A 25,313-nucleotide genomic window follows, 5' to 3' on the forward strand; every position below is an offset into this window, starting at 1 on the left:
GGTCGCCTATTTCCGGTTTTCCCGCGCGCCATTCGATGGCACGGTATGGACATGACGCACTCCGCCGAGCTTGACCATGACGAGCACTCCCGCACCGGCCTGAATGCCGACACCCTGCAGAGAGCCATCATCGATCATCTGCGGTACTCGATTGGGCGTCCGGCGAGCGTGCTCACGCCCGCGCACTACTACCGCGCCCTGGCACTCGCGGTCCGAGATCGCATGCAGCAGCGCTGGATTGCCAGCATGCAGACCTATCTGGATCTGAGCCGCAAGGTGGCGGTGTATCTGTCGGCGGAGTTCCTGATGGGGCCGCAGCTGGGCAACAACCTGCTCAACCTGCAGATCGAGCAGCAGGCTCGCGATGCCCTCTCGGCGTTAGGCCAGGACCTTGACGAGGTGCTCGAGTGCGAGGAAGAGCCGGGTCTGGGTAACGGCGGCCTGGGCCGGCTGGCGGCCTGCTACATGGACTCGCTGGCCACCCTGGATCGTCCGGCAATCGGCTACGGCATCCGGTACGAGTACGGGATCTTCGACCAGGAGATCCGCGATGGGTGGCAGGTCGAGAAGACCGACAACTGGCTGGACAACGGAAACCCCTGGGAAATCGCCAAACCCGATCTCAACTTCCTCGTCGGCTGGGGTGGCCACACCGAGCAGTATCTGGATGAGGACGGAAACTTCCGGGCGCGCTGGATCCCGCAGCGCTTCCTCAAGGGCATTCCGTACGACACGCCCATCCAGGGCTACGGCGTGAACACCTGCAACACCCTGACGCTGTGGAGCGCCCGCGCGGTGCAGTCGTTTGAGCTGGACGCCTTCAACGCCGGCGACTACTACAAGGCCGTCGAGGACGAGGTGTCCTCCGAAACCGTCACCAAGGTGCTCTACCCCAATGACGAGCCCGAGGCCGGTAAGCGGCTGCGGCTGCTGCAGCAGCACTTCTTCGTCTCCTGCTCACTGCAGCGCGTGCTGCACATCCTGGAGGATGTGGCTGAGCGCCCCGTCAACGAGCTGGCCGAACAATTCGCCTTGCAGCTCAACGACACTCACCCGTCCATCGGTGTCGCGGAGTTGATGCGGCTGCTGCTCGACGAGCGCGCCCTGGGCTGGGACGAGGCCTGGGAGATCACCGTGGCGGCCTTCGGATACACCAACCACACCCTGCTGCCCGAGGCCCTCGAGACGTGGCCGCTGGGACTGTTCGCCGAGTCGCTGCCGCGGCACCTGGAGATCATCTACGAGATCAACCGCCGGTTCCTGGACGAGGTCCGGTCGCGCTTCCCCGGTGACGACGCGCGGGTACGGCGTATGTCGCTCATCGGCGAAGAGGGCGGCAAGAGTGTGCGGATGGCGCACCTGGCCACCGTCGGCAGCCACGCCATCAACGGTGTGGCCGCACTGCATTCGGAGCTGCTCAAAGAGAGCGTGCTCAAGGACTTCTACGAGCTGTGGCCCGAGCGGTTCAGCAACAAGACCAACGGGGTGACGCCGCGCCGGTTCCTGGCGCTGGCCAATCCGGGCCTGCGAGAGCTACTCGACGACGCTATCGGCGAGGGCTGGGTGGCGGATCTGACCCGGCTGCGCGAGCTGGAGCCCTACGCCGAGGACTCGTCCTTCCGGATGCAGTGGCGAGAGGTCAAGCGCCTCAACAAGGCCCGGCTCGCCGAGTATGTGCTCGCGAGCGTCGGGGTGGATCTGGACCCCACCTGGATGTTCGACATCCAGGTCAAGCGAATCCACGAGTACAAGCGCCAGCACCTCAACGTGCTGCACATCGTGACGCTGTACCACCGGCTCAAGCAGAATCCGGATCTGCGGATCGCACCACGCGCCTTCATTTTCGGTGGTAAGGCCGCGCCCGGATACTTCATGGCCAAGCGGATCATCAAGCTCATCAACGCGGTCGCCGAGACCGTCAACAACGACCCGCACGTCAGCCAGTTCCTGCAGGTGGCGTTCCTGCCGAACTTCAATGTCAAGAGCGCGCACCTGATCTACCCGGCCGCCGATCTGTCCGAACAGATTTCGACGGCGGGCAAGGAGGCGTCGGGCACCGGGAACATGAAGTTCATGCTCAACGGGGCACTTACCATCGGCACGCTGGACGGCGCCAACGTCGAGATGCTCGAGGAGGCCGGGGCCGAGAACTTCTTCCTGTTCGGGCTCACGGTCGATGAGGTACAGCGCCTGGTGCACGAAGGATACCGGCCCGAGGACTTCGTCGGGCTCAATGAAGAACTCCGCACCGTGCTGGATCTGATTGCCGGCGGCCACTTCTCGGGTGGAGATCCGGCGGTGTTCGCACCGATCGTGGACTCGCTGCGCGGTCACGACCCGTTCCTGGTGCTGGCCGACTACTCCTCGTACATCGAGTGCCAGGAGCGGGTGTCGCAGGCCTGGCACGACGTGACGGCGTGGACGCGGATGTCGATCCTGAACACCGCGCGCGGCGGCAAGTTCTCCTCGGACCGCGCCATCGCCGAGTACTGCGACGAGATCTGGGGTGTGCAACCCGTCACCGTGCAGGTGTAGCCACTCCCCGGATATACACCTTGGCACATCATATGCATGTGCATATGATGTGTACATGAACACGCAATCTGATCTTCATGCCGCGCACAGAACGGCGGTATTGGCATCTGCCGATATCGTCTCGACCATCACCGTGGATGACCTGCGACGCCCCACCCCGTGCACCGGGTGGACGCTGGCCGACCTGCTGGCTCACATGACCGTCCAACATCGCGGTTTCGCGGCCGCCGCTCGGAGTGCCGGCGGCGACCCGACCATCTGGAATCCCGATACCGTCGCCGACGCGGTGATGGCCGATCCCGCGGGCGTCTATCGCGCCGCCGTGGACGATGTACTGGATGCGTTTGCCGCCGACGGGGTGCTGGAGGCGATGTTCGCGCTGCCCGAATTCGGCGCCGAGGCTTCATTTCCCGGCTCGATGGCCATCGGCTTCCACTTCATCGACTACGTGGTGCACGGGTGGGATGCGGCGCGCAGCATCGATGCTCCGTTCGCTCTTCCCGACGACGTGATCGCCGCAGCGGTTCCGATCGCGTTCGGTGTGCCCGACGGCGACTTCCGGACGGCCGAGGGCTCCCCGTTCGCGCGGGCGCTCGACGAAGTCGACGGTGAGCACGACATCGACCGCATCCTGCGCCACCTCGGGCGCGCGCCGGATTGGGCCCCTACTGTGGTGGCGTGACAAGCTTCATCGCCCCCGAATGGGACAGCTCAGCCCTGGTGGTCATCGATGTGCAGACGGAGTTCGTCTCCGGCGCCATGACGGTACCGGGAACCGCTGACCGGATACCCGCGCTCGGTCGGCTGATCGCGGCGTTCCGCACGGCCGGCCGGCCCATCGTGCACGTGGTGCGGCTCTACGTTCCGGGCGGCACCGACACCGATTTGCCGCGTCGCGCAGAGATTCTCGCCGGACGCGAGGTCGCCGCACCGGGTAGTGACGGTGCGCAGATCCCGGCCGAGCTGCTGCCGCACGGTGAGCGGCTTGATTCAGAGCTGCTGTTGGCGGGCGGGTTCCAGCAGATCGGTCCCGCGGAGCACATTCTGTTCAAACCGCGCTGGAGCGCCTTTCACCGGACCGACTTGGAGGAACACCTGCACGCGCGGGGCGTCACCACGGTGGTGGTGGCGGGCTGCAACCTGCCGAACTGCCCGCGCGCCACCCTGTTCGATGCCTCTGAGCGGGACTACCGCGCGGTGATCGTCCAGGACGCCACCTCGCAAGTCACCCCGGAGCGGTTGCACGATCTCACGCTCATCGGGGTGAACGTGTCCGATGTGGCATCGGTGGAACAGGAGCTGGCGCACTCAGGAGAATCCGTCGATCTGGGATAGCACCCGCATCATCACCTCGTCGGCGCCGCCGCCGATGCTGAGCAGACGCTGATCCCGGAAGAATCGCGACGTCCACGTCTCGGTCATGTACCCCATGCCGCCGTGCACCTGCAGGCACCAATCGCCGGCCTCGCGAACCAGCGGTCCGGCGGTGAGCTTGGCGATGGTCACCTTGCGGGTCACGTTCTCCCCCGCCATGTACCGACCGGCGATATCGCGGTTGTAGACCTCCAGCATGTCGGCCCGCGCGGCAAAGCCCGCGTACTGGTAGGCCAGATGCTGATTCTTGGTCAGCGGCTTGCCAAACACCTGGCGCGCCAACGCGTATTCCTTGGTGCGCTGTAAGGCCCTGTTCACACTGGCAGGGATGCCGTAGGCGCCGAACATACGCTCCATGACGAACTGGGACATCTGCTGCTGGAACCCGCGGCCGACCTCGCCGATGGTGTTGGACACCGGCACCCGCACATCGTCGAACGTGATCAGGCCCGTGTCGGAGGCGTGCATGCCGAGCTTGTCGAGCTTACGAACCTGGTATCCGGGAGTCTTGGTCGGCACGATGATCTGGCTCATCCCCGCGTATCCGCCCTCATCGGAGGTGCGGGCCAGCACGCACAGCCAGTCGGCCTGAACGGAGTTGGTGATGAACATCTTTGAGCCGTTGATCACCCAGTCGTCACCATCACGGCGGGCATGGGTCTTGATGGCGGCCACATCGGATCCGGCGTCCGGCTCCGTCACCGCGATCGCGGCGATCTGCTCGCCCTGCAACGCCGGAGCCAGGAACTCACGCTTGAGCTCATCGGTGCCGTGCTTGTGCAGCGACGGGGTCGCCATCGCGACGTGAACGCCGAAGGCCATCGGGAACGAGCCATGATCCACCCGACCCAGTTCCTCGGCCAGCACCAGGGTGAAGAGGTGATCGGCGCCCTGCCCGCCGTACTCGGGGTCGTATTCGAGGCCGACCAATCCGAGTTTCGCCATATCGGCGATCACGTCGTGCAGCGGCATCATCTGCTCGCGTTCCCACTCGTCGACGTGAGGGTTGATCTTCTCCTCGATGTACCGGCGGACGGTACTGCGGAAGTCGTCGTGCTCGGACGAGAACGTCATCGGTCTCTCCTTGTATCGGTGTTGGGAGCCATCTTGCCTCAGCCCGGCGAGCTAACATGGTGGCGGAGGTCTCCCATGAGGTTCGCAGCAGTGTGCGCATCGGCAGTGATGGCGCTGTCACTTGCGCCGATGGCCGTCGCAGACCCCAACTGGCCGATCGCCGGATCCGGCTCGGCCAGCGAAACCATCTCGGAACTGGAAGGCCAGGGGTACGAGGTCCAGATCAACTGGGTCAACGGCAACACCCTGACCCCGCTGGAGTTCTGCACCGTCAACGGCATCAACAATCCCGACCGCTCAGGCACACAGGTCAAGGCCAACACGACCGTCTACGTCGACGTCTCCTGCCCCAACTACTGGGACACCGGCGACTAAGCCGCTAGAGCCCGACCTCGGTCCATGCCTCGTCAATGGCCGCCTTGGGTGACTCAGCACCGGTCCGGGCCGCGGCGATCTGCCGGGTGAGTTTCGCGAAAGCCTTGAACGTCATGTTCTTTCTTGCCTTCGGGCTGGTCAGCGCCTCATACCAGACCGTTCCCACGGCCTCCCAGGACTTTGAGCCGTGTTTGGTCGCCGCCAGGTAGAACGCGTGGTTGGGGATGCCGCTGCCGTCGTGCGGGTCACTGCCGGGAACGTAGTCGCGGTAGTGAGCCGGTTGCGGCGAGAGGCAGTGCGCGGCACCGGGGTCGGCGAGATCCCGGAGGCAGGTGTACCCCTTGTCGAGCGCGCGCGGCCCCAGAATGTCCTTGCCGATCAGCCAATCGGCCGTGTCCGCGCTCTGCTCTGCTTGCCATTGCCGGAACATCGACCCGAAGACATCCGAGACACTCTCGTTCAACGCCCCGGCCTCGTTCTCGTAGTTCAGGCCTGCGGTGAATTGCGTAACCCCGTGTGTCAGTTCATGACCGATCACATCGTTGGCCTTGGTGAAGTCCAGGAAGATCTGGCCGTCACCATCGCCGTAGGCCATCTGCGAACCGTTCCAGAAGGCGTTGGTGTACTTAACGCCATAGTGGACGGACGAGATCAGCGTCATGCCCGCATTGTCAACGGAGTTGCGCCCGAAGCACTCCCGGTAGAAACGCACAACCGCGGCCGTTTCGCTGAATGCCCGCTGGACGGTGGCGTCCCTGGACGCGGACGGATCGGCGACGGCCACGCCCGGCAGCGAGGTGGTCTGCAGGCAATCGAACACCGGCGTTTCGGGGACCTTGGCCAACGCCGTCGCGGCTGCGCTGATGGTATTGCCGGTTGCTGTCTGGGTGGCTCGTGTGTGCGCATTACGCAAGGTACGCCAGGACAATTCGGATGCCGCGGTGTCTAGCAGCGCGACCCGCGAGTCTTCGGCGATGTCACCATCCTCAGCCAGTCGCGACAGTACGGCCGGCGGGATGATGAAACGCGTGCACATTACGAATCACCCTACCCGGCAGGGTGCATACCCGCTCGGCTCGTGAGCGGTGAACTGTCAGGTCCGTCCGTCAGATCCGCTCTTTGACCACCTGACGGACGGCGTCGGGCAGCAGACTTTCCGGGATGGCCCGAGTGGTCCGATCAGACCCGCTGACCCGGGTCACCGTATAGGTGAAGCGGTCAGCCCCCGGGTCACCGGGAAGCGACCCGGGGCTGTCCAACAATCCGTCCAGTGCGCGTCGCGCCTCGGGGTCCAAGCTCTGGTCAGTACACGTACCGCTGGCCGGAAGCCCGGTGAATCCGCCCCGTCTGTCGATGAGGTACTCCACCATGACGGCGACGCTACAGCCCGACCGCGGTCCACGCGTCGTCTATCGCCTTATGCACCGATTCGGCGGCCGCGTTGGCTGCGGAGATCTCGCGCGTCAGGTTGGCGAAGGCCTTCATCTTCATGTTGGGCCGGGCCTTCGGGCTGGTCAGGGCCTCGTACCAGACCGTGCCCACGCCCTGCCAGGAGTACGAGCCGTGTTTGGTCGCCGCGAGGTAGAACGCATAGTTGGGGATGCCGCTGCTCTCATGCGGGTCGCTGCCGGGCACGTAGTCCCGATAGTGCGACGGCTGCGGCGCGAGGCAGTGCCGGGCGCCCGGATCGGACATATCGCGCAGGCAGGTGAAGCCCTTGGCGATGGCCCGCGGACCCATGATGTCCTTGCCGATCAGCCAGTCGGCCTGGTCGACCGTTTGTCCGGCGCTCCACTGCCGGAACATCGATCCGAACACATCGGACATGCTCTCGTTGAGGCCACCGGCCTCGTTCTTGTAGAGCAGGCCCGCCGTGTACTGGGTGACGCCGTGCGTCAGCTCGTGGCCGATCACGTCATTGGATCCGGTGAAGTCGACGAAGATCTCGCCATCACCATCGCCGTAGGTCATCTGCGAGCCATTCCAGAACGCGTTGGAGTAGTTGACGCTGTAGTGCACGGAGGACACCAGCGTCATGCCTTCGTCATCGACCGAATTGCGCCCGAAGCAGTCCTTGTAAAACTTTGCCACCGAGGCGGTTTCGGTGAACGCGTGCTTGGCGGAGGTATCGGTGGAGGTGCCTGGATTCGCGATGGTGATACCGGGCAGCGAGGTGGTGTGCTTGCAGTCGAACACCGGGGTACCGGGCGCGGTGGCCAGCGCCTTGGCGACTGCGACGAATGCGTCGGCGCGGGCCAGCAGTCCGGCCTGGGTGGCCTCGGTGTGCGCGTCGCGCAGTGTGCGCCAGGCCGATTCGGATGCGGCCGTGGCCGCCAGGGCCGTCCGCGAATCGTCGGCGACGCTGTCATCGTCGGCCAATCGCAGCAGGACATCTTGGGGAATAATGAAACACATCGTGAGTCTCCTTGACATGGCCGCGCATGCGCGGGGTGGGAACATGACGAGCTCAGCGTGCGTGCGGAGGCATCCCCCTGACGTGCGTACCGCACTACCCGATTACCGGCTCCGCCCTCCAGTCCGTCTGCTGGGCCCCGATGTCGTCGAGAAAGCCGAGGTCGTGGCTGGCGACGATGACGGCACCCCGGTACTCCCCTAGCCCCGAGACCAGCGCGTCGTAGGACGCGAAGTCCAGGTTGTTGGTGGGTTCGTCCAGCAGCAGCAGCTGCGGCGCAGGGTCTGCCAGCAGCACCGCGGCCAGCGTTGCCCGGAACCGTTCGCCACCGGAGAGCGCACCGACAAGCCTGTCGGCGGCATTGCCGCGGAACAGAAAACGCGCCAGTTTGGCGCGGATGGTGTTCATGTCGGCGTGCGGAGCACGGCGGGCCACATTGTCGGCGACACTGAGCGCATCGTCCAGCAGGTCAAGACGCTGCGGGAGCAGGCCCAGCGGAACGTGCACCGTCACAGCACCTTCGGCGGCGGGAATGCGCCCCGCGAGGGTGTGCAGCAGGGTGGTCTTTCCCGAGCCGTTGGGCCCCACCAGGCCCACCCGCTGGGGCCCGCGCAGCTCCAGCTGCGCGGCGACTCCGTGACGAAGCACCAGGTTGTCGGTGGTGACGACGACGCGACCGGCGGGAACCTCGGTGCCCGGCAGGTCGATGCGGATGGAGCGGTCGGCGCGCAGCCGGGTCTGCGCCTCATCCAGATTCTCGCGGGCCTTGTCCAGCCGATCGGTCTGCGTCTGCTTGAGCGCTGCCGCCGATTCCTGCGCGGATCGCTTGCGCAGCCCCATGACGATCTTGGGCTCACGCTTGTTGGCTTGCATCTTGGCGCCGTAGCGGCGCCGCTGCGCGATCACCCTTTCGGCTTCGGCGAGGTCGCGGCGCTCACGGCGCACCTCGGCCTTGGCCGTCGAGATCGCCTGCGCGGCAGCCTCTTGTTCGGCCGCGATCGCCGCCGCGTACTCGCTGTAGCCGCCGCCGTACCACACGACGGCGCCCTCACGCAGATCCCCGATGCGTTCCACGTGCTCCAGCAGCTCGCGGTCGTGGCTGACCACCAGCAGCGTGCGCGGCCAGGACGACACCACGTCGTACAGGTGCTGGCGGGATTGGCCGTCGAGGTTGTTGGTGGGCTCATCCAGCAGCAGTATGTCGGGGCGCCGCAACAGCAGCCGGGCCAGACCGAGCCGGATCACCTCGCCTCCGGACAGATCGCCCAGCGTGCGCTCCAGCACCGCGGCCGGCAGGCCCAGACGATCCAGTTCGGCGCGCACCCGCTCGGCCAGATCCCAGTCGTCGCCGACGGTGTCAAAATCGGCCTGGTCGGTGGAGCCGTTCTCAATGGCCGCGATGGCCGCCAGCACCGGTGTCAGACCCAGCAGATCGGGTACCGACTGATCGGCGCGGATGGTGAGATCCTGTGGCAGATAACCGATATGGCCCGAGGCATGGATCATCCCCGAGGTAGGCGGCAGCTCGCCCGCGATGAGCTTGAGCAGGGTGGACTTACCGGAGCCGTTGACACCGACCAGCCCGGATCGCCCTGCCGGCACCAGCATGTCGAGCCCGTCGAGAACGACAGAACCGTCGGGATGTACGTAGGTGAGAGCGTTCGAGGAAATGACAGCAGACATGGAAAGGACTTCCTGTGAGGTGGGGTCGCCGAAAACGCGCGAGGGCGCGCCGACGGATTGCCAGGCCTCACAGATCCATGTCATACCTTTCGTCGGGGACGAGGACGTCAGTCAGGGTAGGCGCCGCGGGATAGGGCGGCAAGGGGATTTTCCTCCCTGGTCAGGGCCCCGCGCGTAGCATGCTCGCATGCCGGCCGAAGAAGCGTCGGAGGAGCCAGCGCGTCAATCTGCCGACGCGCCGGGGAAGCTCGACGCTCGGGCCGCCCAGGACTCTCCGGATCCGGTGTCGGTCCTTCGCCCCGTCATCGCCGTCATCACCACGGTGGGAACACCGTTGACCATGATCACCGCCCTGCTGTTGTACTTCGGCTGGGCGCGCAGCGACGCGCAGTCGCAGTGGATGGGCATCGAGGTAAGCCTGTTCCGCTTCACCACCCAGGACTACGTGCTGCGCAGCATCAGCACGCTGTATCTGCCGATCCTGGCGACAGCGGTCATCGGAATCGCCTGGCTGGCAGCGCATCGCGCGTTGACCGAGAAGATCGAGCGTGACGGCATGACCGACACGATCCGGGTGATCTGCCGGGTGACGATGCTCGGCGGGCAGGGTGTCGCCATCCTGGGTGTGGTGCTGCCCGCACTCACGCGCACCTGGGAACCCGGGACGGTGGTGTGGCCGCTCATGATCGCGATCGGCACGGCGCTCGCGGTCTACGGCAGACATCTGAGCCGCCAGGGGCAGGAACGCACCCGGCCACGCTCTGCCATTGCCCGCCCCCCAGACGTGCTCGAGGCCGTGCTCGTCGGCATTGTGATTGCGGCGGCGATGTTCTGGGCGGTGCAGGGGTACGCCGATATCGTCGGGCGAGGGTATGCGCAGCGCTACGAAGACTCGGTGTCGTCACTGCCCCGGGCGACGGCGGTCAGCGAGAGCCCGTTGGGTATCGACTCGCCCGTCGTGCGTACCGAGGAGATCACCACGGGGCCGAAAACGCTCTACCGCACCACGGGATTACGGCTGCTCGCCGAGTCCGGGGGCCGGCTGTTCCTGATGACCGAGGGGTGGACCGTCCGCTACGGCAGCATCATCGTGCTGGACGAGGACGATTCGGTGCACTGGCAGTTCTCGCACTGAGCTCACCGCGTCGGTGTGGTGGTGGTTGTCGTGCTCGAGGTGGTCGTGGTGGAGGTGGTACTCGACGTTGTGGTGCTTGATGTCGTGGAACTGGTTGTGGAGGAATCAGTCTCGTCCGGTGGCACAAAGCTGTTGTTGTCCTTCGAGCATGCCGTGCGGCCGTCGGTCTGCGGGAACGTCAGCTCGGGCTGGCTGCCCGGGTGTTCCTCATGCCAGGCAAGGAGCTTGGTGACCATGGCCGCGATGGTGTCGTCAACGCACTGCGCCGGGCCGATCTCGACACCCCCGCCGCGCGCCGCAAAGGCCTTGGCCGCCACATCCCATTGGCTCGCTTCGCCGTTCACCGCGGCACGGCACACCCCCACCGCCGCCTCGTAGAGGTTGCCCTCGGGTTTCTGGACATTCTTCAGGCTGTCGCAGTCGTGCTTGAGAAAGTAGACGTAGACGTCCCAGCCCGGTGTCGGAAAGGCAGGGTCCTTGGGGCCGTACGGCACCCACGCGAGCCCCTCGTCCGTAGGCGTCTTGCCGGATGTGGACGACCCACCGCCGCTGGTACTTTCGTGCGAACCACCGCCGCCCTCGTGGGTAATCGTCGTCTGATCGGTGACGGTCTGGGTGACGGTGCGCGTGACAGATTCACCGGCGCCGCCGCAGGCGACCACGAGGGCGCCGACAAGCACCGCGACAGGGGCACAGCGGCGCACTGTCCCCACGGGAATCGGCGATGCAGGCATGGCAACCTCCCAGCGGGATCATTCGACCCGAATGGGAAATTACTCCGGTAGAGCGCCATCGCACCGGGTACTGGACTACTCAATTTCTCCCGGGCAATGGAACAACCGTCTGGTCAGTTGACCGGCACCTGCAGAATCGGGCGGTCCACACCCGCTCCGGGCCCATCGAAATGCCACCACTCACCCGAGTACACCTGCAGCCCGCCGGCCTGCATGGCGCTGCGCAGGCGGGCCCGGTTGGCCTGCTGGTCCGCACTGACCCCGTCGGTCGCGTACGCGAGGGAGCGCGGGGAGAAATCGTCGAATCCGGTACCCATATCGACCAAGCCCCGCGCATTGGCCAGGGTGACGTCCACCGAGCGTCCGGCCTCGTGGCTGCGGGCGTACTGGCCGGGCTTGGCGACCCAGTTCGGGTTAGGCACTACCTGGAACATGCGGATCTGCACATCGTGCGGGCGGTAACAGTCCCAGAAGACGAGCCGCTCGCCGTTGGCGCGCAACGTGTCGGCGGCGGTCTTGAGGCCCGGCGCCATCGACTCGTGCACCAGGCAGCGGGCGTCGGCCGGGTACAGCTGCACACCGGTGAAGTTGTTGGTGGTGGCATAGCGCAGGTCGATGACCGCGTCGGGGACGACGCTGCGCACATCCAGCAGCCCGGCGGCGCGGGCGGCCTCGCTCACGGGCGGGACTCCGGGATCGGCGCTGGCGGGTGCGAACTGGCTCAGAGCGCACCCGAGACCGAGGGCGGCGTATCCGAGACCGAGGATGAGACGCTTCATCATCGTTTCATTGTCCCCGGTGCGCTCACAGATTCGCGTATTACGCTCGTTTCGTGGTCGCACACAAGCTAGACCGCCGCATGTTCCTGGGACTGGCCGCCGCCGGGGCAGTCACCGTGACGGGACTGGGTGGCTTCTTGGCCCTGGAGGGCCGGGGCGGCGTGCGACTGACCGGGCGCTCCTTCATCGACCTGTTCGAGTCGACCGGAGGGAAATTCGTCGGGTATCGACGCAACCACGCCAAAGCTCTTGCGGTGTCGGGCCGTTTCGAAAGCAATGGCGCGGGCGCGGAAGTCTCCTCGGCGTCGGTGTTCGTCAAGGGCGTGCATCCTGTCGCCGGGCGGTTCTCGGTGGGCGGCCAGAATCCGCACCAGCCCGATACCGGCGCAGGACAGGCGCTGGCTCTGGAGTTTTCACTTCCCGACGGGCAGCAGTGGCGCACCGCGATGGCCGCCGCGCCGGTGTTCATGGCCCCGACGCCGGAGATGTTTTACGGGCTGATCTCGGCACGGACCTCGGGTGACAAGGAGAAGGTGGCGGCGTTCCTGCGGGATAACCCCGCTGCGGCGGCCGCACAGAAGCTGATCGAGGCGGCACCCAAGGCCTCGTCGTTCGCGCAGGCCACCTATTCGAGCCTCAATACCTTCATCTTCGTCACCAAGGATGGCGCCCGGACTCCGGTGCGGTGGCGGGTAATTCCTGACGGGGACGAGGCCGGAACCCCGTCGAAGAACGGGCCCCATTGGATGTTCGAAGCGCTGGCCCAGCGGGTGCGTCGCGGTGAGCTGCGGTACCGGCTGCTGCTTCAGATCGGTATGCCGGGCGTGGATCAGACACATGACCCGACACTGCCCTGGCCTGCCGACCGCGAGCAGATCGATGCCGGAACACTGGTGCTCAGCCACGCGATAGCCCAAGAGCAGGAACGCATCCGGGATACCAACTTCGATCCGACAGTGCTGCCCAACGGAATTGAGATATCCGATGATCCGATCCTTGCGGCCCGCGCGGCCATCTATGCCGAGTCGTTCCGGCGCCGCGCGCGCGAGACCCCGGCGCCGGTGGAGCAGTTCGGGCAGGACAACTGATGACTGAATCCACGGGTGTCGAGCGTTTCGGACTGGCGGCGCAGCTTCTGCATTGGCTGATGGCGGTTTCGATCATCACGATGTTGGTGCTCGGCGCGCTGCTCGTCGGATCGTTGGGCGACTATCCAATGGTGCTGGCCTGGCATAAGGCCGTGGGCGTGGTGGTGTTGGTGCTCGCGGTACTGCGCCTCGGGAACCGGATCTGGCACAAGCCGCCGCCGCTATCCCTCGCCCAGCCGGAGCGCTTCATAGCGGCCGGTTCCGAGCTCGCCATGTACACGCTGTTCCTGGCGCAACCGGTGATCGGTTGGGCGCTGGTGTCGGCGTCCGGGGTCCCGGTCCAGGTCGCCGGACTGCATTTTCCGTCGATCGTGCCCACCAGCATCGGGTGGTACGGCGTGCTGCGCGAGGCACACGCGTGGGTGGCGTACGCGTTGCTCGCCTGCATAGTTGCCCATGTCAGCGCCGTGCTGTTTCACACGATCGGGTTGCGGGACGGACTGCTGGCCAGAATGCTTCCGCGCCACTAGCAGCCAAAATGGCCGGGGCTGCGCCAATCACCCAGGTACAACCATTATCGTTTCGGGGTGCCCGAAATGGATCGCCGTAAGTTGATACTGACCATGGGCTTCGGCATTGCCGCAGCTGCCCTGCCCCTCGCCACGGCCCAGGCCGACCCGAGACGTCAGCCCGCAGCGCCGCCCGATGCCCAAACGGCCGGTTTTGTCTTCCGCGACGAGTTCGACGGCCCCGCCGGTTCTGCCCCCGACGGCTCCAAGTGGGTGGCCGCGAAGTTCCGCGAGAAGATCAAGAACCCCGTGTTCTGGGACCGCCCCGAGAACATGGGCGAGTACCGCGACAGCCGCACCAACATCTTCCTCGACGGAAAATCCAACCTGGTGATCCGCGCGACGAAGGAAGGCAACAAGTACTTCAGCGGCAAGCTGCACGGCACCTTCCGCGGCGGTATCGGCCACACCTTCGAGGCGCGCATCAAGTTCAACTGCCTGACCGATGGCGCCTGGCCGGCGTGGTGGCTGCTGAACGACAACCCCGAGCGCGGCGGCGAGATCGACCTCGTGGAGTGGTACGGCAACCGTGACTGGCCCTCGGGCACCACGATCCACGCGCGCCTGGACGGCACCTCGTTCGAGACGCTGCCGATGCCGGTGGACAACAACTGGCACACCTGGCGCTGCACCTGGACCGATGCCGGGCTGTACTTCTGGATGGACTACCACGACGGCATGGAGCCGTACCTGACGGTGGACGCGAATTCCCTTGACGATTGGCCGTTTAACGACCCGGGCTACACCCTGCAGCCCATGCTGAACCTGGCGGTTTCCGGTTCCGGCGGCGGCGATCCGTCGGGTGGTTCCTACCCGGCCGAGATGCTCGTCGACTACGTGCGGGTCTGGTAGATCTGTTCTGTTCGTCTTGAACAGGGTTAGAAGAGAAGGCTGTTGCCGTCCTGGCGCAGCACGAAACCGCGCTGCTCAGGCTGACTGTTATCGCTGCACGCGGTGAAATCGGGCCCGACCGCGCACGTCAACCCGTTGTATTCGATCTTGTGCCCCGAGGGCAAGATCGAACTATCAGGGGCCTGGCAGTAAGTGGGCGCCGGTTGAAAATATGCCGGACGTGCTGGGGCTGCGTCGTTACTGATCATCTGACCACAAGAGGAAGCAGGCAGCGTTCCTGCATACGAGTATCCAGGTAACTGCTTGCCGAAGCAGCCTACGTGCCAGCCGTTCATCGAACAGGTATATCCGAATGGGGTCGAGAATCGCACCGCCTTGTCGGTTGAACGCGAGAGCGGTAGCGGGTACTGAAGCGGGCTGTCCGAAACGAAGCCCGATACATCAGGGAAACCGGGAGGCTCAGCGTGAGCCACGTCGGCCATCGCCAGAACAAAAGCAGCCGGTATAGCAAAAACCGTAGCAAGGCGTCTGATTCGCTTCACAACTCCCATATCGGTGTATTCCTCCATTTCGTTAGGACGGGCCGATGTTCACGGTGTACAAGAGGGTGCGGTATGCACGGGTCGGGTCAGTGACCCATTGACTTGCGAGAAACGTCAGCGTCGAGCCATTTCCGTTGGGTACCACCGAGAGGACTTCTGGGCCATAGGGCTGCAGGAGCTGGTTAGCGGCACTGGACAAGAACGGATCGTTCGGCAACGGGTTGGCATTGCCGTTATTGATCAAAGGAATCATCTCACCGCTAACGAGTTGCTGCGGTGTCTGGCCCACCTTGATACCGACAGCGTTGTTCAACCCTCCAGAATCAAGGAGTCCGTAACCGCCACCAGGCAGTGCAAATACTTGATTTTCGCGTCCGCCCCCACCGGCGATCTGTCCGAGGTCGGTCCATTTTGTGGGATCTAGCCAACCGTCGCTTCCGGTCTTTGGGGTAAGCCAAGCATGCCGCGGCCCATCCGTCCCGATGTTTCCCACAGCCAGCATCTGACCGTCGGGGGTAGCCGCACCGGACAGCTGGGAGATCCCGTTAATGGCCGTTGGCGCGGCATTCGGATTCGCGGCGTTATATGCCCAAGTGAAGTTCGAAACGAATTCGCTTGAACCTGGCGAGGGGGTTTGTGAGGCAAAGACAAGGTCTTGACCGCCACCCAAATCAGCTTTCCCCGTGGGCAGCAGACGCGACGAAGGGTCGCGAGGGGAACCATCAGGATTGTTGGCAGGAGGAGCCACCCGAACAGGATTGCCCGTCGCTGTCTTCCCATCCTGGCTGGCCGGAATCCGGTACATACCACCCTTGCCGCCGCGATCTGCGCCAGCAGTCTCGTAGTAGTCGCCGGTCCATATCTGGCCGTTTGAGTAGGTTCCCAGGTCGAACGAATCGCCCTTGGTTGGGGCGACCTTCTCGAAACTGTCGTTGATCGACGGCACGTGTGGATCGGCGAATGTCTTCTGCTGAGTAACCCCTACCCGGTTCAAGGAAGAGACGTCCACGTTCTGACGCGGAGGAGTGCCCTCAACGCCTTTCACGATGCGCGGGGCGTCAACCCGGCCCTGGCCGCCGGGGTCATTAACTACAGACGGCATCCCCTGAGGTTTTGCGGCAGGAGCTTGCGGAGCCGGATTCATCTGTGCAATCCCGCCCGAAGTCCCCGGACTCGGTGCAGGTGGCGACGGGGCAGCACCTTGTGGCGCGGACATAGAGGTCGCAGTGCCCTCTGGCAGCCCACCCGACCCCATGCTGCTTACCGAGTTGACCGCGCCCGCTCCCTGCGAGGTGAGCTGTGCGCCTTGGCCGACCATGTCAGTCACCTGCGACGCCTGGCCATTGAGCTTGGCGATCTGCTCCATCTGCGGTTTCAGTTGCGGGTTGGCATCTCCGACGGCTTGAGCGGCCTGGTCGGCCTCTTTCTGGGCGGTCTTCAGGATCTGCGAGCCGCTGTTGACCGCATCGGCGGTGCCTTGAATACCTTGGGAGACACCCTGAACCAACGTGATGGCGTCCTGCGGATTCACTGCGCCTGACTGGGCCGAAGATGCCAGCGAAGCACCGGCCTGCGCCGCGGAGCCGAAGCCCTGTGCGGCCTGGCCCGAGGACTGCGCAATGCCCTGCCCGGACTGCACGTATGTCTGCACATCATCGGGAAGCCCTTGCACCGCTTGCGATGCGTCCTGCCCAAGAGCCTGGGTGTCCGGGCCCTGTTCCTGTTCGTCTTGCTTGCGGCGGCGCGTGGAGGCCACACCCATCAACAGGGCTGCTAGATCGTTGTCGCCGGACTGCTTATCGCGGTCTTGCTGCTCTTGCTGATCACGGTCCTTCTTGTCGTCCTTGGACGGGAACTTGGGCGGCTGCTGCTTTTGGTTCTGCTTGTTCTGTTGCTGCAGCTGTTTGGTCAGGTCGTCGATCTGCTGACGTTCCTGGCCGGTCTGCTTCTGCCGGTCCTGCAGCTGGCGGGTCAGATCATCAATCTTCTGCTGATCCGACGACTGGTTTGACTGCTGACCAGAGTTGTTCTGTTCTGGCGGCTGCTGGGACGCCTGCTGCGGCTGTTGCGCCGGCTGCTGCACACCCTGATTCGGCTGCGCGCCTTGCGATCCCGAGTTGGCCTGGCCACCGTTGTATTCCGGATTCGGAGCACCCGGTCCTTGGGTGTACGGGGTCGCGTTTTGGTAGTTGGGCAGCTGCTCGCCATTGGCTGCGCGTTGCCACGAGCCGTCAGCGTTCTGTCCCTGCTGCGGGGACCCCGCGTTGTTCGAGGTCGCCCCCTGACTGGGCTGCTGGTTGTAGATGCTCACGCCATTGTTCTGGTCCAGGCTCGGGTATCCAGAGTTCGAGCCCTGGTAGTCAGGCATCTGCTGCCCACCTTGACTCGGCGGCTGGAACATCTGCCCACCCCCCGGCGGGCCGTCACTACCGCCCGGTCCACCACAATCCGGCGGGCACGCCGCGTGCGCCTGCGGCACCGTCGCCGGGGTAAACCACCCCAACCCCAAACCACCAGCCGAGAACATCAACACCGCAACAACACCCGCGGTCGCCGCAGTCTTCTGCGAAGCATCTGTAGCCCACTTCCACAGGCCGCCAAGGCCTTTCCACCAGCCCAGATTCGAACCGATCGCCCATAGCAGCACAAAGGCAATGGCCCCCACAGCGGGGAACACGTCCGGGCCAGTGATCCACACATACAACCGCGGAGTAATCCCGGCAGTCAGCAGCACCAACCCCAAACCACCGCCAACAAGGGCGGCGACCAGGCCGGGATGCCACAACGCTTCCTGCGCTCCGGCCTTGTCTGCTGAGCGGTCGCGTTCGAGTAGCAGTCCTGCATCAGCCAGCACCTCTTTGGCCAAGCCGGTCAGGTACTTGCCGCCGGTAAACAAGGCGGCTCCCGCCGCGACGGCGACAAGCATCTGGCCAACCCCGAACAGCACAGACCATTGGCGCTCACCGGTGAGGTTCTGCCACCAGCTGGTGTAACCACCCCGGAAGACCCACCACATCGCCAACGACCCGGCGATCACACCGAGAGCCGCAATGACCGCGCGCACTGACTCGGAGCAGCGGCCCGTCACCGCGTCGGATACCGCGGCGGTCACGGGCCTGGCTCCCCACAGCGCCAGCTTGACGCCGCCACCGAGAGCAGTCATGCCCAGCAGCAACAGCCCGGCCCAACCGACCAGCTCGGCAGCACCATCCCCGCTGCGGTACAGGTTGTGGAGCGCGGCGACCGCACCGACCACCAGCGCCGAGCCGACAGCGAAGGATGCCAGGCGACGACCGTTGTCGGCACTAGCATCATCGCGCGATTCAAGATCACGATCAGGCAACTCATCGGTCGCAACAGATCGGGCCGCTTGGCTGTGCCGCCCTACCGCTGCTGTCAGTTGCTCCGTGGATGCTTTGTATCCGGCCACAATCGTCCCCGTCGTTTCTAAGCAAATAACTCGTGGAATCAAGAGTACCGACCAATACCGACAGCCGTCCACCTCCACAGCAAACTCGAAATTGGATTATCACTGAACGTCACCTGGCACGCCGCTTCCCCCACCGATCCGAAGAGCCGGCCTGTCCGGCCACATCTCGTTGGTCCTGGCTACAACGTCATGGCATGGCTCCGGCTGGTCGGTGGCGCGGCGGAAGCGTCGCCTCGGTGGCGGCCAGTGCGCGTGGCGCTGGTGGCGCGTGAGGGTTCCGGTGCTCCGTGCGGCCGCCGGAAAGTCGGCACTGCCGCGTGCTCTCGCTGGACGCTATGTGTACCTCGGTGTAGACCGGCCGCGTTCATCGAAAAGCAACATCTGATGCCGAATGTGCATATAGGTTCGGCAGCGAGGTCGCGGTGGCCGTCGAAGGAGAACAAGTTGGCGCAGTTCACCAATGATGGTTTGGCAACCGTCAAGTCCAGCGAGTGGGCGCGGATCTTCTACATCATTTCCTACCGGTTCGCTCGTCCAGTGATACGACATCTGGTGCTCGGCGGGGGAAGCGACCCGTCTCCTTACAGCTCGTGGTTTTAGGGAGGCGAGTCAACAAGCTCGTGCGACTCCAACGGCTACTCCCTCTAGGGGGAGTACACGTAGTGGTGATCAAGACCGCGGCGAATAGCGAGACTGCACGCCGCAGCCGAACCCTTTCCAGGAGTTCGTTGTTGGTCTCCGTAGATCCGTATGGCCCTACAGTTCAATCCCGGGCGCGCGTCAGACCGACCCCGACCTGTAATGCCCACTTGTTGCCCTTACCAAAGCAACTATCGACATGCGTCTGCCGACATTGCACGACCCGATCAGCGGCTAGCCAACTGTGGTCACTGCTGACCCCCAAGTCAGCGATAGTAGACCTCGGATTACACGAAATGCAGGCAGCACCGTCACGCATTAGCCGAGCGTGCCATTGATCAACCGCGCCAGGCGATCACCGGCCAGGCGCAGCTGCGCCTCAGCGATCGGCCGGTACTGGTTGGTGTACTCGGTGCCGATGGTCGAGGTGTTCGGGTATGCGCCCACCGCGATGTGGCAGGTGTCCTGTGCCCAGTCGACGGGATCGGTGCTGCCAAGATCGGGTGCGGTCAGGGCCTGAACCACCTGGATGTACTGAGCGTCGTTGAGGCCGCGGGTGTTGAGTAATCCGCTGTCCCACAACGAATGCAGGTTGGTGGACCGGCCGTTGTAGGTCAGCGGGATGTCGTTGCCGCCGCGGTCGCGGGCGTAGGCGTCATGCATCGGCTGGTGAATGTCGCCGACGAAATGCACGACGAACTTCAGGGCCTCGCGGCGTTCGGCATGCGATTTGGATCTGTCAGCCAGGATCGCGGTCTGGTTGCGAATGGCCTCGATGACGTTGTTGCCGTTGTCGCCATTGATCGCAGGCACATATTGGCAGTTGTTCTCGGCGATGTCGGCGTAGTGCCAGGGCGCGGTCTCGGGCCGGCTCGGGCGTACCTGGTCGGCCCAGTTCGCCACACCGGCCAGCGTCGGCGTGGTCTCGCCGGTCAGCAGGCGCGAAACCTCCGCGCGGGCCGCAGGCGTGAGCTGCGCGTCGGCGACCGCGCCCACAATGCTGTGCCCCTGCGGACCCCAGGCGGAGGCCAGCGGCGCCGTCACGAGCAGCAGCGCGGCCACAACCACCAACGCGCCAAACTTTTTCATCACCAGTCCACGGTGACACAGTGTGGCCGCGATGGCGCAAGTAGACACCTACTCGTTCTGTGAGTTCACCGCCTGGTCAAGTTGTGGCTGCCCAGAGCGCGCGGTGGCGCGTAGCATCCGATTCGTGAGCATCTGGCGGCGTATCGATGGCAAGCACACCGGTGTGGGTCGCGACGAGCCTGCCGCCGAGTGCGGTCAGGAAGTCGCGGAGGCCGCCGCAGCGGCGCCCGGTCCGATCTACATCTGGGATGGCGCCACACCCGAGGACCGGCAGGGCGGGTTCGCGATCGACGAGTACCACCCTGGGTCGGCGGTCACCGGACAGATCGTGATCCAGGCGGCGAAGAAGCCACCGTTCGGTGAGTGGGAACAGCTCACCGAGTGGCCCGCCTAACCTTTAGTCCTTCGCGAAGGCGATCGCGAGCTTCTTCTCCAGGTTTTCGTACGGCTCCCCCGAGATATCGACGACCACCTGCGCGATAGTTCCGCCAGTGAAGGCGTACGGCACCTGGTAATCCGAGGACACCGCCGATCCGCTGTTGCGCCCGACCGACAGGCTGGCACCCGCGAGACCGAATGTGCCCGGGTGGATTTCAACTCCGGCGAGTGAGCCGACGGCTTCTTCGTCGATGAACAGCGTCACGTCGCCGACCGGGGTGTGGCTGCCCGCGACCGTGCCGGTCTTGGCGAAGCGTGCCCCGAACACGTGCGCGCCCAACGGCACCGTGCCCGGCGAGGACACCTTCTGCTCCTTCTCCCCCATGAAGTTGTAGATGTAGTGCAGCTTCCCGTCCTGGACGAACAGCACATTCCCACCGTGGGCGCCGCCCTGTTTGAAGATGACGCCCTCGGCATCGGCGGTGTCGACGGATACTTCGGCAAGCACCGAAAACGACTGTCCCCGAATCTCCACCGCGGCACCGAGTCCGACCTCGGCGGTGTTCGGGTAGTACGTGAAGGACGTGCGCTCCCCCGCCAGGTACGGCCGCCATCGGGTCAGGGTTTCCAGGATGTTCAGGTCGGCCAGCGGCAGACCGTTGTACTTGGCGGCCTCGTCAAACCAGAGTTGTTTGAGCTCTTCGAGTTTGTCCGGGTGAGCGTCGGCGAGATCGTGGCATTGGCTGCGGTCGGACTCGATGTGAAACAGCTCCCAGCGGTCCTTGTCGAAGTGCGACCAGCCCGAGGGTGTGGCGGCGTGCACGGTGTTGGCGAACCAGCCCTTGTGCCAGATGCCGCGGGTGCCGAGCATCGTATAAAACTGAGTGTCCTTACCGGTGTCGGCTTTTGGATCTTGTAGCGCCGCTGTGAAACTGATGCCGTCGAGCGGCTTCTGGGCGATGCCCTTCACGGTGCCCGGCGGGGTGATGCCCAGTAGCTCGTAGATGGTCGGGGTGATATCGCTGACGTTCACATAGGTGTCGCGGACTTCGCCATGCGCGGCGATTCCCTTGGGCCAGCTGATGATTGCGGTATCGGCGATGCCGCCCTCATGCGAGGCGTAGCGCTTGTAGAGCTTGTACGGGGTGTTGAAGGCCATCGCCCACCCGATTGGGTAGTGGTTGTAGGTGTCGGTGCCGCCGAGGTTGTCGTAGAAGCGCAGGCTCTCCTCGGCGGTGTCGATGTAGCCGTTGAAGAACTTGACCTCGTTGACCGATCCGTTGGGTCCGCCCTCGCCACTGGCGCCGTTGTCGGAGATCACCACGATGATGGTGTTGTCGAGCTGGCCGGATTCTTCGAGGTAGTCCAGGACGCGGCCGATCTGGTCGTCGGTGTAGCTCAGGAATCCGGCGAAGACTTCGGCCATGCGCGAGAAGAGGCGCTTCTCCTCGTCGTTGAGCGAGTCCCACGGGCGCACGGTGTCTTGCAGTGGCCAGGGTTCGCCATTGGGTCCCTTGACGTCGAGATACGGGTTGACGGGCGACAATTCGGTGTCGGGCGGGACGATGCCGAGTTTCTTCTGGTTCTCCAACACGATCTCGCGGTACAGCTCGTAGCCCATGTCGAACGTGCCGGCGTACTTGTCGGCCCATTCCTTGAAGACGTGGTGCGGGGCGTGGCCGGCGCCGGGGCACACGTAGGAGAACCAGGGCTTGTCGGGGGCGATCACCTTGGCGTCGCGGATGAATTCGATGGTCTTGTCGGCGATGTCCTTGGACAGGTGATAACCCTCTTCGGGAGTGGCGGGCGGCTCGACGGGGTGGTTGTCGTAGACCAGGTCCGGGTACCACTGGTCGGTCTCGCCACCCATGAATCCGTAAAACCGTTCGAAGCCTCGCGAGAGCGGCCAATGCCGTTTGGTAGCCGCGAGATTGGCTTCTTCCAGTGGAGTCAGGTGCCACTTGCCGACGCAGTAGGTGTTCCAGCCCTTTTCGGCGAGCACCTCCGAGAGCAGCGCGGTGTCGAACGGGATGCGGCCGTTGCAGTTCGGAAAGCCGTCGGTGAACTCCTCGATGGTGGCCATGCCGACGGTGGTGGCGTTACGGCCGGTGAGCAGCGAGGCACGGGTGGGTGAACACAGCGCAGTGGTGTGAAACTGCGAGAGACGCACACCACGCTCGGCGATGCGGCTCATGGCAGGCATCTCCACTAGCCCGCCGAAGCAGTCCCAGGTGGCGATGCCGGTGTCATCCCAGACGAGATACAGGACGTTGGGCGCGCCCTCAGGCGCGGTAGGTGCGGCGTACGGGGTCCAGTCCGGTTCGGAATCCCTTATATCCAGGGCGATTTTGCCGTTGAATCCGGATTCTGGCGATCCCGTCATGGCTACTCCCTCGTAGGGGTTCAAGATCCAAGGACGCAGTGATCGTAGCGAGGTGCCGGGGCCACTGAGGGGCTTCCATCCGATTATCAGGAGCTTCAAAGGCGCAGTTCAGTCCGATCGTCAGTTCTGCGGTCCGGGCACTTGGTTCACCTTGCGAAGTTAGAGTGCAGGCGTGCCCTACTTATCCATACGCTCGGTAAGCGTGTCCGTACTGGCCACGGCTGCCGCCATCTTCGGTTTTTCTGGCGTAGCGGGGGCGGCGCCGCACGATTACTGCGCCGACCTCAAGGGCAATAACACCGGCACCACGTGTGAGATCCGCCTCTCGGACCCCGGGTACAGCGTCGACATCACCATTCCGCTGAACTACCCGGAACAGAAGCCGATCGCCGAATACGTCGCCAAGACGCGCGACGCGTTCCTCAACACGGCCAAGTCCAGTACCGCCCGCAGCACGCCGTATCAGTTGAGCATCAAGCCGACGGCCTACACCTCGGCGATTCCCCCGCGTGGCACGCAGACCGTGGTGTTCAAGGTGTACCAAAACACCGGCAGCGCGCAGACGACGTTCAAGGCCTACAACTGGGACCAGAGCTATCGCAAGCCGATTCTCTACACGGTTGCGCAGGACGATAAGGACAGTGCGCCGCTGTGGCGGGTGGACGATCCGCTGAAGACCGTCGCGCCGATTGTCCAGGCTCAGCTGCAGCAGCAGCTGGCACCGCCGCCGGTCGCGACTCCCACGCCGACGACCTCGGGACAGCCGACCACCACCACGTCGGCTACGACTTCGACGACGACGCCACCTCCCCCGCCGCCGTTGCCGTTCTCACCCGCGTCGCTGTACAACCCGTCGAACTACCAGAATTTCGCGGTGCTCAATGACGGAGTGATGTTCTTCTTCGACCAGGGCGCGATACTGCCCGACTCATACGGGGCGTTGCAGGTGCTAGTGCCCCGGTCGGCGATCGACCCGATGATCGCGTAGCGTTTGAGCTTCTCCTAGTAGCACCGACCTCAGCGCTTGACTGCGTACGCGAGGCCAGCAACCACGGGCCACCGCGCAGTATTCACCCGACCGCTAGTCGACAGTTGGCGCGGTTAGCAATCGCAAGTCGGATTGTTCTATAGCGGAATCATGACGTCATCAGAGGTCCATTGGGGTCCGGGGTTGTCTCGCCAAAGCCGGGCACGCATCTCTCGTCGGCGTCGTATCCGCGCACGAATCATGGGACGTTTTAGGACGGTGACAATCCACGGCATCCGCTTGTAGTGCAGCACATGCTCTTGGAGCATCCCGACCCGTTGAAGACCCCTGTGAGCAAGGTCGTATACCTGGTGCGGCGTGGGCGTCGCAGGCTCCGGCGTACCGTTACCCGTCCTCACCCCATGCAGCAGAGCCCAACGGTGCATGGCCACACGGACACCGTCTACAACTAGATTGACGATGCCAGGCTCGACATAGTTGAGGCTAGATTTGTGTGACTTAAAATTGCCAACATATTCGAGATCGTCTAAGTCATCCAACAATTGGAACAGCAAATAGCTACGGAGACCTAGCCGATGGGCGGTTCCCGTTGTCCTTTCAGCATGCCAGCACCCGAAACCGTTAATACCTCAAGGGCCTCGCCACATTCGCGCGTCCAATCGAGTATCCGTTGGCGCGGTTGTTCGAAATGGCGCCGCGCAAACACAGCTGCGTCCCATCCCGCTATGGCAACGCAGAGAGCGAACACCCCGACAAGCGGAGCTAGTAGCACTGTTGACACAGAGAGGCACCCCAATCCTCTTGATGCAGTTACTCGTCAGAAACTCTAACGTTGGTGTGCAGCGTCAATGCGACCAATGCGGGATGCCTTCCGAGACCAAGCGACCGACAGCGAAGTGTTGCAGCGGCACTTGCCGGTTTTGGCGTTCACGGTCTTGTCCGCCTGCGCCGCCAATATCGTCGGGCAATTGCGATCCGTCCGGCGGTCTGATCAGTTTGGTTCGCAGTGAGCACAATTCGTTTCCAACAATTTCAAAGTATGTAAAATGCTTGCGATCATCACACTGGCAACGGCAATGACACCACGAGCAAAGTGCCGCAGCCTATTTGGCCGCATATGCCACCACGGGCCTGGAGCCACGAGAGAGCACTGTGTGGGCCTCTTCGAGTTGATCTCGCACGGGCCGCAGCAGCTGGTAATCGATGGCTTCGGACCGCTTCGGGAAGGGCGGGCGGGGCGGGTGATCGATGCC

The 25,313-nt window shown here is 64.2% G+C and carries 21 protein-coding genes; 10 read left to right on the plus strand and 11 right to left on the minus strand.

The genetic code is table 11. The annotated features are described in order from the left end of the window. The first annotated feature begins 51 nt into the window (after positions 1-51). The 3 genes from B4400_RS06885 to B4400_RS06895 are packed head-to-tail and all read left to right on the plus strand — an operon-like array spanning position 52 to position 3,870. On the plus strand, positions 52-2,535 hold the full coding sequence (locus tag B4400_RS06885; RefSeq protein WP_078309377.1) for a glycogen/starch/alpha-glucan phosphorylase: 2,484 nt from the start codon (positions 52-54) through the stop codon (positions 2,533-2,535). Positions 2,536-2,590: 55 nt separating this feature from the next. Further along, positions 2,591-3,217: a TIGR03086 family metal-binding protein gene (locus B4400_RS06890; protein ID WP_078309045.1), complete on the plus strand. Its 627-nt coding sequence runs from the start codon at positions 2,591-2,593 to the stop codon at positions 3,215-3,217. Continuing rightward, positions 3,214-3,870 (plus strand): cysteine hydrolase family protein, encoded by a 657-nt coding sequence (locus tag B4400_RS06895; RefSeq protein ID WP_078309046.1) that lies wholly within the window; start codon positions 3,214-3,216, stop codon positions 3,868-3,870. Before B4400_RS06890 ends, B4400_RS06895 begins: the two co-directional genes overlap by 4 nt. Here B4400_RS06895 and B4400_RS06900 read toward each other — a convergent pair. Next, positions 3,844-4,983: an acyl-CoA dehydrogenase family protein gene (locus B4400_RS06900; protein ID WP_078309047.1), complete on the minus strand. Its 1,140-nt coding sequence runs from the start codon at positions 4,981-4,983 to the stop codon at positions 3,844-3,846. The two genes, B4400_RS06895 and B4400_RS06900, sit on opposite strands and share 27 nt — an antisense overlap. Before the next feature lie 75 nt (positions 4,984-5,058). On the opposite strand from B4400_RS06900, the gene B4400_RS06905 reads away from it, so the two are divergent. After that, entirely contained in the window at positions 5,059-5,358 is a 300-nt protein-coding gene (locus tag B4400_RS06905; protein ID WP_078309048.1) for a hypothetical protein, read from the plus strand. A 4-nt stretch (positions 5,359-5,362) separates the two neighbouring features. Here B4400_RS06905 and B4400_RS06910 read toward each other — a convergent pair whose 3' ends face one another. From B4400_RS06910 to B4400_RS06925, 4 genes are all read right to left on the minus strand, one after another. After that, positions 5,363-6,394: a M4 family metallopeptidase gene (locus B4400_RS06910; RefSeq protein WP_078309049.1), complete on the minus strand. Its 1,032-nt coding sequence runs from the start codon at positions 6,392-6,394 to the stop codon at positions 5,363-5,365. A gap of 70 nt (positions 6,395-6,464) precedes the next feature. Continuing rightward, a complete protein-coding gene (locus tag B4400_RS06915) occupies positions 6,465-6,728 on the minus strand; it encodes a protealysin inhibitor emfourin (protein WP_030095271.1) in 264 nt (87 codons plus the stop codon). A gap of 10 nt (positions 6,729-6,738) precedes the next feature. Beyond that, the gene (locus B4400_RS06920; RefSeq protein ID WP_078309050.1) at positions 6,739-7,773 is read right to left on the minus strand and encodes a M4 family metallopeptidase; all 1,035 of its coding nucleotides are present in this window, start codon (positions 7,771-7,773) and stop codon (positions 6,739-6,741) included. 94 nt (positions 7,774-7,867) lie between these two features. After that, complete coding sequence (locus B4400_RS06925; protein WP_078309051.1) at positions 7,868-9,454, minus strand: ABC-F family ATP-binding cassette domain-containing protein; 1,587 nt, start codon at positions 9,452-9,454, stop codon at positions 7,868-7,870. A 187-nt stretch (positions 9,455-9,641) separates the two neighbouring features. Here B4400_RS06925 and B4400_RS06930 point away from each other — a divergent pair, with 187 nt between their 5' ends. Continuing rightward, positions 9,642-10,589, plus strand: a complete 948-nt coding sequence (locus tag B4400_RS06930; RefSeq protein ID WP_286151114.1) for a hypothetical protein — start codon at positions 9,642-9,644, stop codon at positions 10,587-10,589. A 2-nt stretch (positions 10,590-10,591) separates the two neighbouring features. Here B4400_RS06930 and B4400_RS06935 read toward each other — a convergent pair whose 3' ends face one another. After that, positions 10,592-11,323 (minus strand): hypothetical protein, encoded by a 732-nt coding sequence (locus tag B4400_RS06935; RefSeq protein ID WP_078309052.1) that lies wholly within the window; start codon positions 11,321-11,323, stop codon positions 10,592-10,594. A 113-nt stretch (positions 11,324-11,436) separates the two neighbouring features. Continuing rightward, a complete protein-coding gene (locus B4400_RS06940; protein WP_078309053.1) occupies positions 11,437-12,105 on the minus strand; it encodes a M15 family metallopeptidase in 669 nt (222 codons plus the stop codon). A 50-nt stretch (positions 12,106-12,155) separates the two neighbouring features. Between B4400_RS06940 and B4400_RS06945 the strand changes: the two genes are divergently transcribed. The 3 genes from B4400_RS06945 to B4400_RS06955 all read left to right on the plus strand — a co-directional run bounded on the left by B4400_RS06945 (position 12,156) and on the right by B4400_RS06955 (position 14,611). Beyond that, the gene (locus B4400_RS06945) at positions 12,156-13,190 is read left to right on the plus strand and encodes a catalase family peroxidase (protein ID WP_078309054.1); all 1,035 of its coding nucleotides are present in this window, start codon (positions 12,156-12,158) and stop codon (positions 13,188-13,190) included. Next, positions 13,190-13,720 (plus strand): cytochrome b, encoded by a 531-nt coding sequence (locus B4400_RS06950; protein ID WP_078309055.1) that lies wholly within the window; start codon positions 13,190-13,192, stop codon positions 13,718-13,720. The genes B4400_RS06945 and B4400_RS06950 overlap by 1 nt, the downstream gene beginning before the upstream one ends. 66 nt (positions 13,721-13,786) lie before the next feature. Then, positions 13,787-14,611: a glycoside hydrolase family 16 protein gene (locus tag B4400_RS06955; RefSeq protein WP_078309056.1), complete on the plus strand. Its 825-nt coding sequence runs from the start codon at positions 13,787-13,789 to the stop codon at positions 14,609-14,611. A gap of 26 nt (positions 14,612-14,637) precedes the next feature. On the opposite strand, the gene B4400_RS24305 is transcribed toward B4400_RS06955, so the two are convergent. The 3 genes from B4400_RS24305 to B4400_RS06970 all read right to left on the minus strand — a co-directional run bounded on the left by B4400_RS24305 (position 14,638) and on the right by B4400_RS06970 (position 20,311). After that, positions 14,638-15,180: a hypothetical protein gene (locus tag B4400_RS24305; protein WP_139361292.1), complete on the minus strand. Its 543-nt coding sequence runs from the start codon at positions 15,178-15,180 to the stop codon at positions 14,638-14,640. A gap of 4 nt (positions 15,181-15,184) precedes the next feature. Beyond that, positions 15,185-18,583, minus strand: a complete 3,399-nt coding sequence (locus tag B4400_RS24850) for a hypothetical protein (protein WP_286151115.1) — start codon at positions 18,581-18,583, stop codon at positions 15,185-15,187. 957 nt (positions 18,584-19,540) lie between these two features. Beyond that, on the minus strand, positions 19,541-20,311 hold the full coding sequence (locus B4400_RS06970) for a S1/P1 nuclease (RefSeq protein ID WP_078309058.1): 771 nt from the start codon (positions 20,309-20,311) through the stop codon (positions 19,541-19,543). Positions 20,312-20,435: 124 nt separating this feature from the next. On the opposite strand from B4400_RS06970, the gene B4400_RS06975 reads away from it, so the two are divergent. Beyond that, positions 20,436-20,705 carry a hypothetical protein gene (locus B4400_RS06975; RefSeq protein WP_078309380.1) on the plus strand — a complete coding sequence of 90 codons (270 nt, stop codon included), beginning with the start codon at positions 20,436-20,438 and terminating at the stop codon, positions 20,703-20,705. Positions 20,706-20,708: 3 nt separating this feature from the next. Here B4400_RS06975 and B4400_RS06980 read toward each other — a convergent pair whose 3' ends face one another. Then, on the minus strand, positions 20,709-23,072 hold the full coding sequence (locus B4400_RS06980) for an arylsulfatase (RefSeq protein ID WP_078309059.1): 2,364 nt from the start codon (positions 23,070-23,072) through the stop codon (positions 20,709-20,711). Positions 23,073-23,244: 172 nt separating this feature from the next. Here B4400_RS06980 and B4400_RS06985 point away from each other — a divergent pair, with 172 nt between their 5' ends. Continuing rightward, a complete protein-coding gene (locus tag B4400_RS06985; protein WP_078309060.1) occupies positions 23,245-24,060 on the plus strand; it encodes an RsiV family protein in 816 nt (271 codons plus the stop codon). Positions 24,061-25,313 lie beyond the last annotated feature (1,253 nt).

Origin of the sequence: Mycobacterium sp. D16Q13 (assembly GCF_002013375.1) — a bacterium.
GTDB lineage: Bacteria > Actinomycetota > Actinomycetes > Mycobacteriales > Mycobacteriaceae > Mycobacterium.

Excerpts from the sequence above, each read along its gene's own strand:
- B4400_RS06910 (WP_078309049.1), bottom strand. The coding sequence starts at position 6,394 with ATGTGCACGCGTTTCATCATCCCGCCGGCCGTACTGTCGCGACTGGCT.
- B4400_RS06890 (WP_078309045.1), top strand. The coding sequence starts at position 2,591 with ATGAACACGCAATCTGATCTTCATGCCGCGCACAGAACGGCGGTATTG.
- B4400_RS24305 (WP_139361292.1), bottom strand. The coding sequence starts at position 15,180 with ATGGAGGAATACACCGATATGGGAGTTGTGAAGCGAATCAGACGCCTT.
- B4400_RS06940 (WP_078309053.1), bottom strand. The coding sequence starts at position 12,105 with ATGATGAAGCGTCTCATCCTCGGTCTCGGATACGCCGCCCTCGGTCTC.
- B4400_RS06950 (WP_078309055.1), top strand. The coding sequence starts at position 13,190 with ATGACTGAATCCACGGGTGTCGAGCGTTTCGGACTGGCGGCGCAGCTT.
- B4400_RS06970 (WP_078309058.1), bottom strand. The coding sequence starts at position 20,311 with ATGAAAAAGTTTGGCGCGTTGGTGGTTGTGGCCGCGCTGCTGCTCGTG.
- B4400_RS06955 (WP_078309056.1), top strand. The coding sequence starts at position 13,787 with ATGGATCGCCGTAAGTTGATACTGACCATGGGCTTCGGCATTGCCGCA.
- B4400_RS06915 (WP_030095271.1), bottom strand. The coding sequence starts at position 6,728 with ATGGTGGAGTACCTCATCGACAGACGGGGCGGATTCACCGGGCTTCCG.
- B4400_RS06920 (WP_078309050.1), bottom strand. The coding sequence starts at position 7,773 with ATGTGTTTCATTATTCCCCAAGATGTCCTGCTGCGATTGGCCGACGAT.
- B4400_RS06980 (WP_078309059.1), bottom strand. The coding sequence starts at position 23,072 with ATGACGGGATCGCCAGAATCCGGATTCAACGGCAAAATCGCCCTGGAT.
- B4400_RS06900 (WP_078309047.1), bottom strand. The coding sequence starts at position 4,983 with ATGACGTTCTCGTCCGAGCACGACGACTTCCGCAGTACCGTCCGCCGG.
- B4400_RS06935 (WP_078309052.1), bottom strand. The coding sequence starts at position 11,323 with ATGCCTGCATCGCCGATTCCCGTGGGGACAGTGCGCCGCTGTGCCCCT.
- B4400_RS06925 (WP_078309051.1), bottom strand. The coding sequence starts at position 9,454 with ATGTCTGCTGTCATTTCCTCGAACGCTCTCACCTACGTACATCCCGAC.
- B4400_RS06930 (WP_286151114.1), top strand. The coding sequence starts at position 9,642 with ATGCCGGCCGAAGAAGCGTCGGAGGAGCCAGCGCGTCAATCTGCCGAC.
- B4400_RS06905 (WP_078309048.1), top strand. The coding sequence starts at position 5,059 with ATGAGGTTCGCAGCAGTGTGCGCATCGGCAGTGATGGCGCTGTCACTT.
- B4400_RS06885 (WP_078309377.1), top strand. The coding sequence starts at position 52 with ATGACGCACTCCGCCGAGCTTGACCATGACGAGCACTCCCGCACCGGC.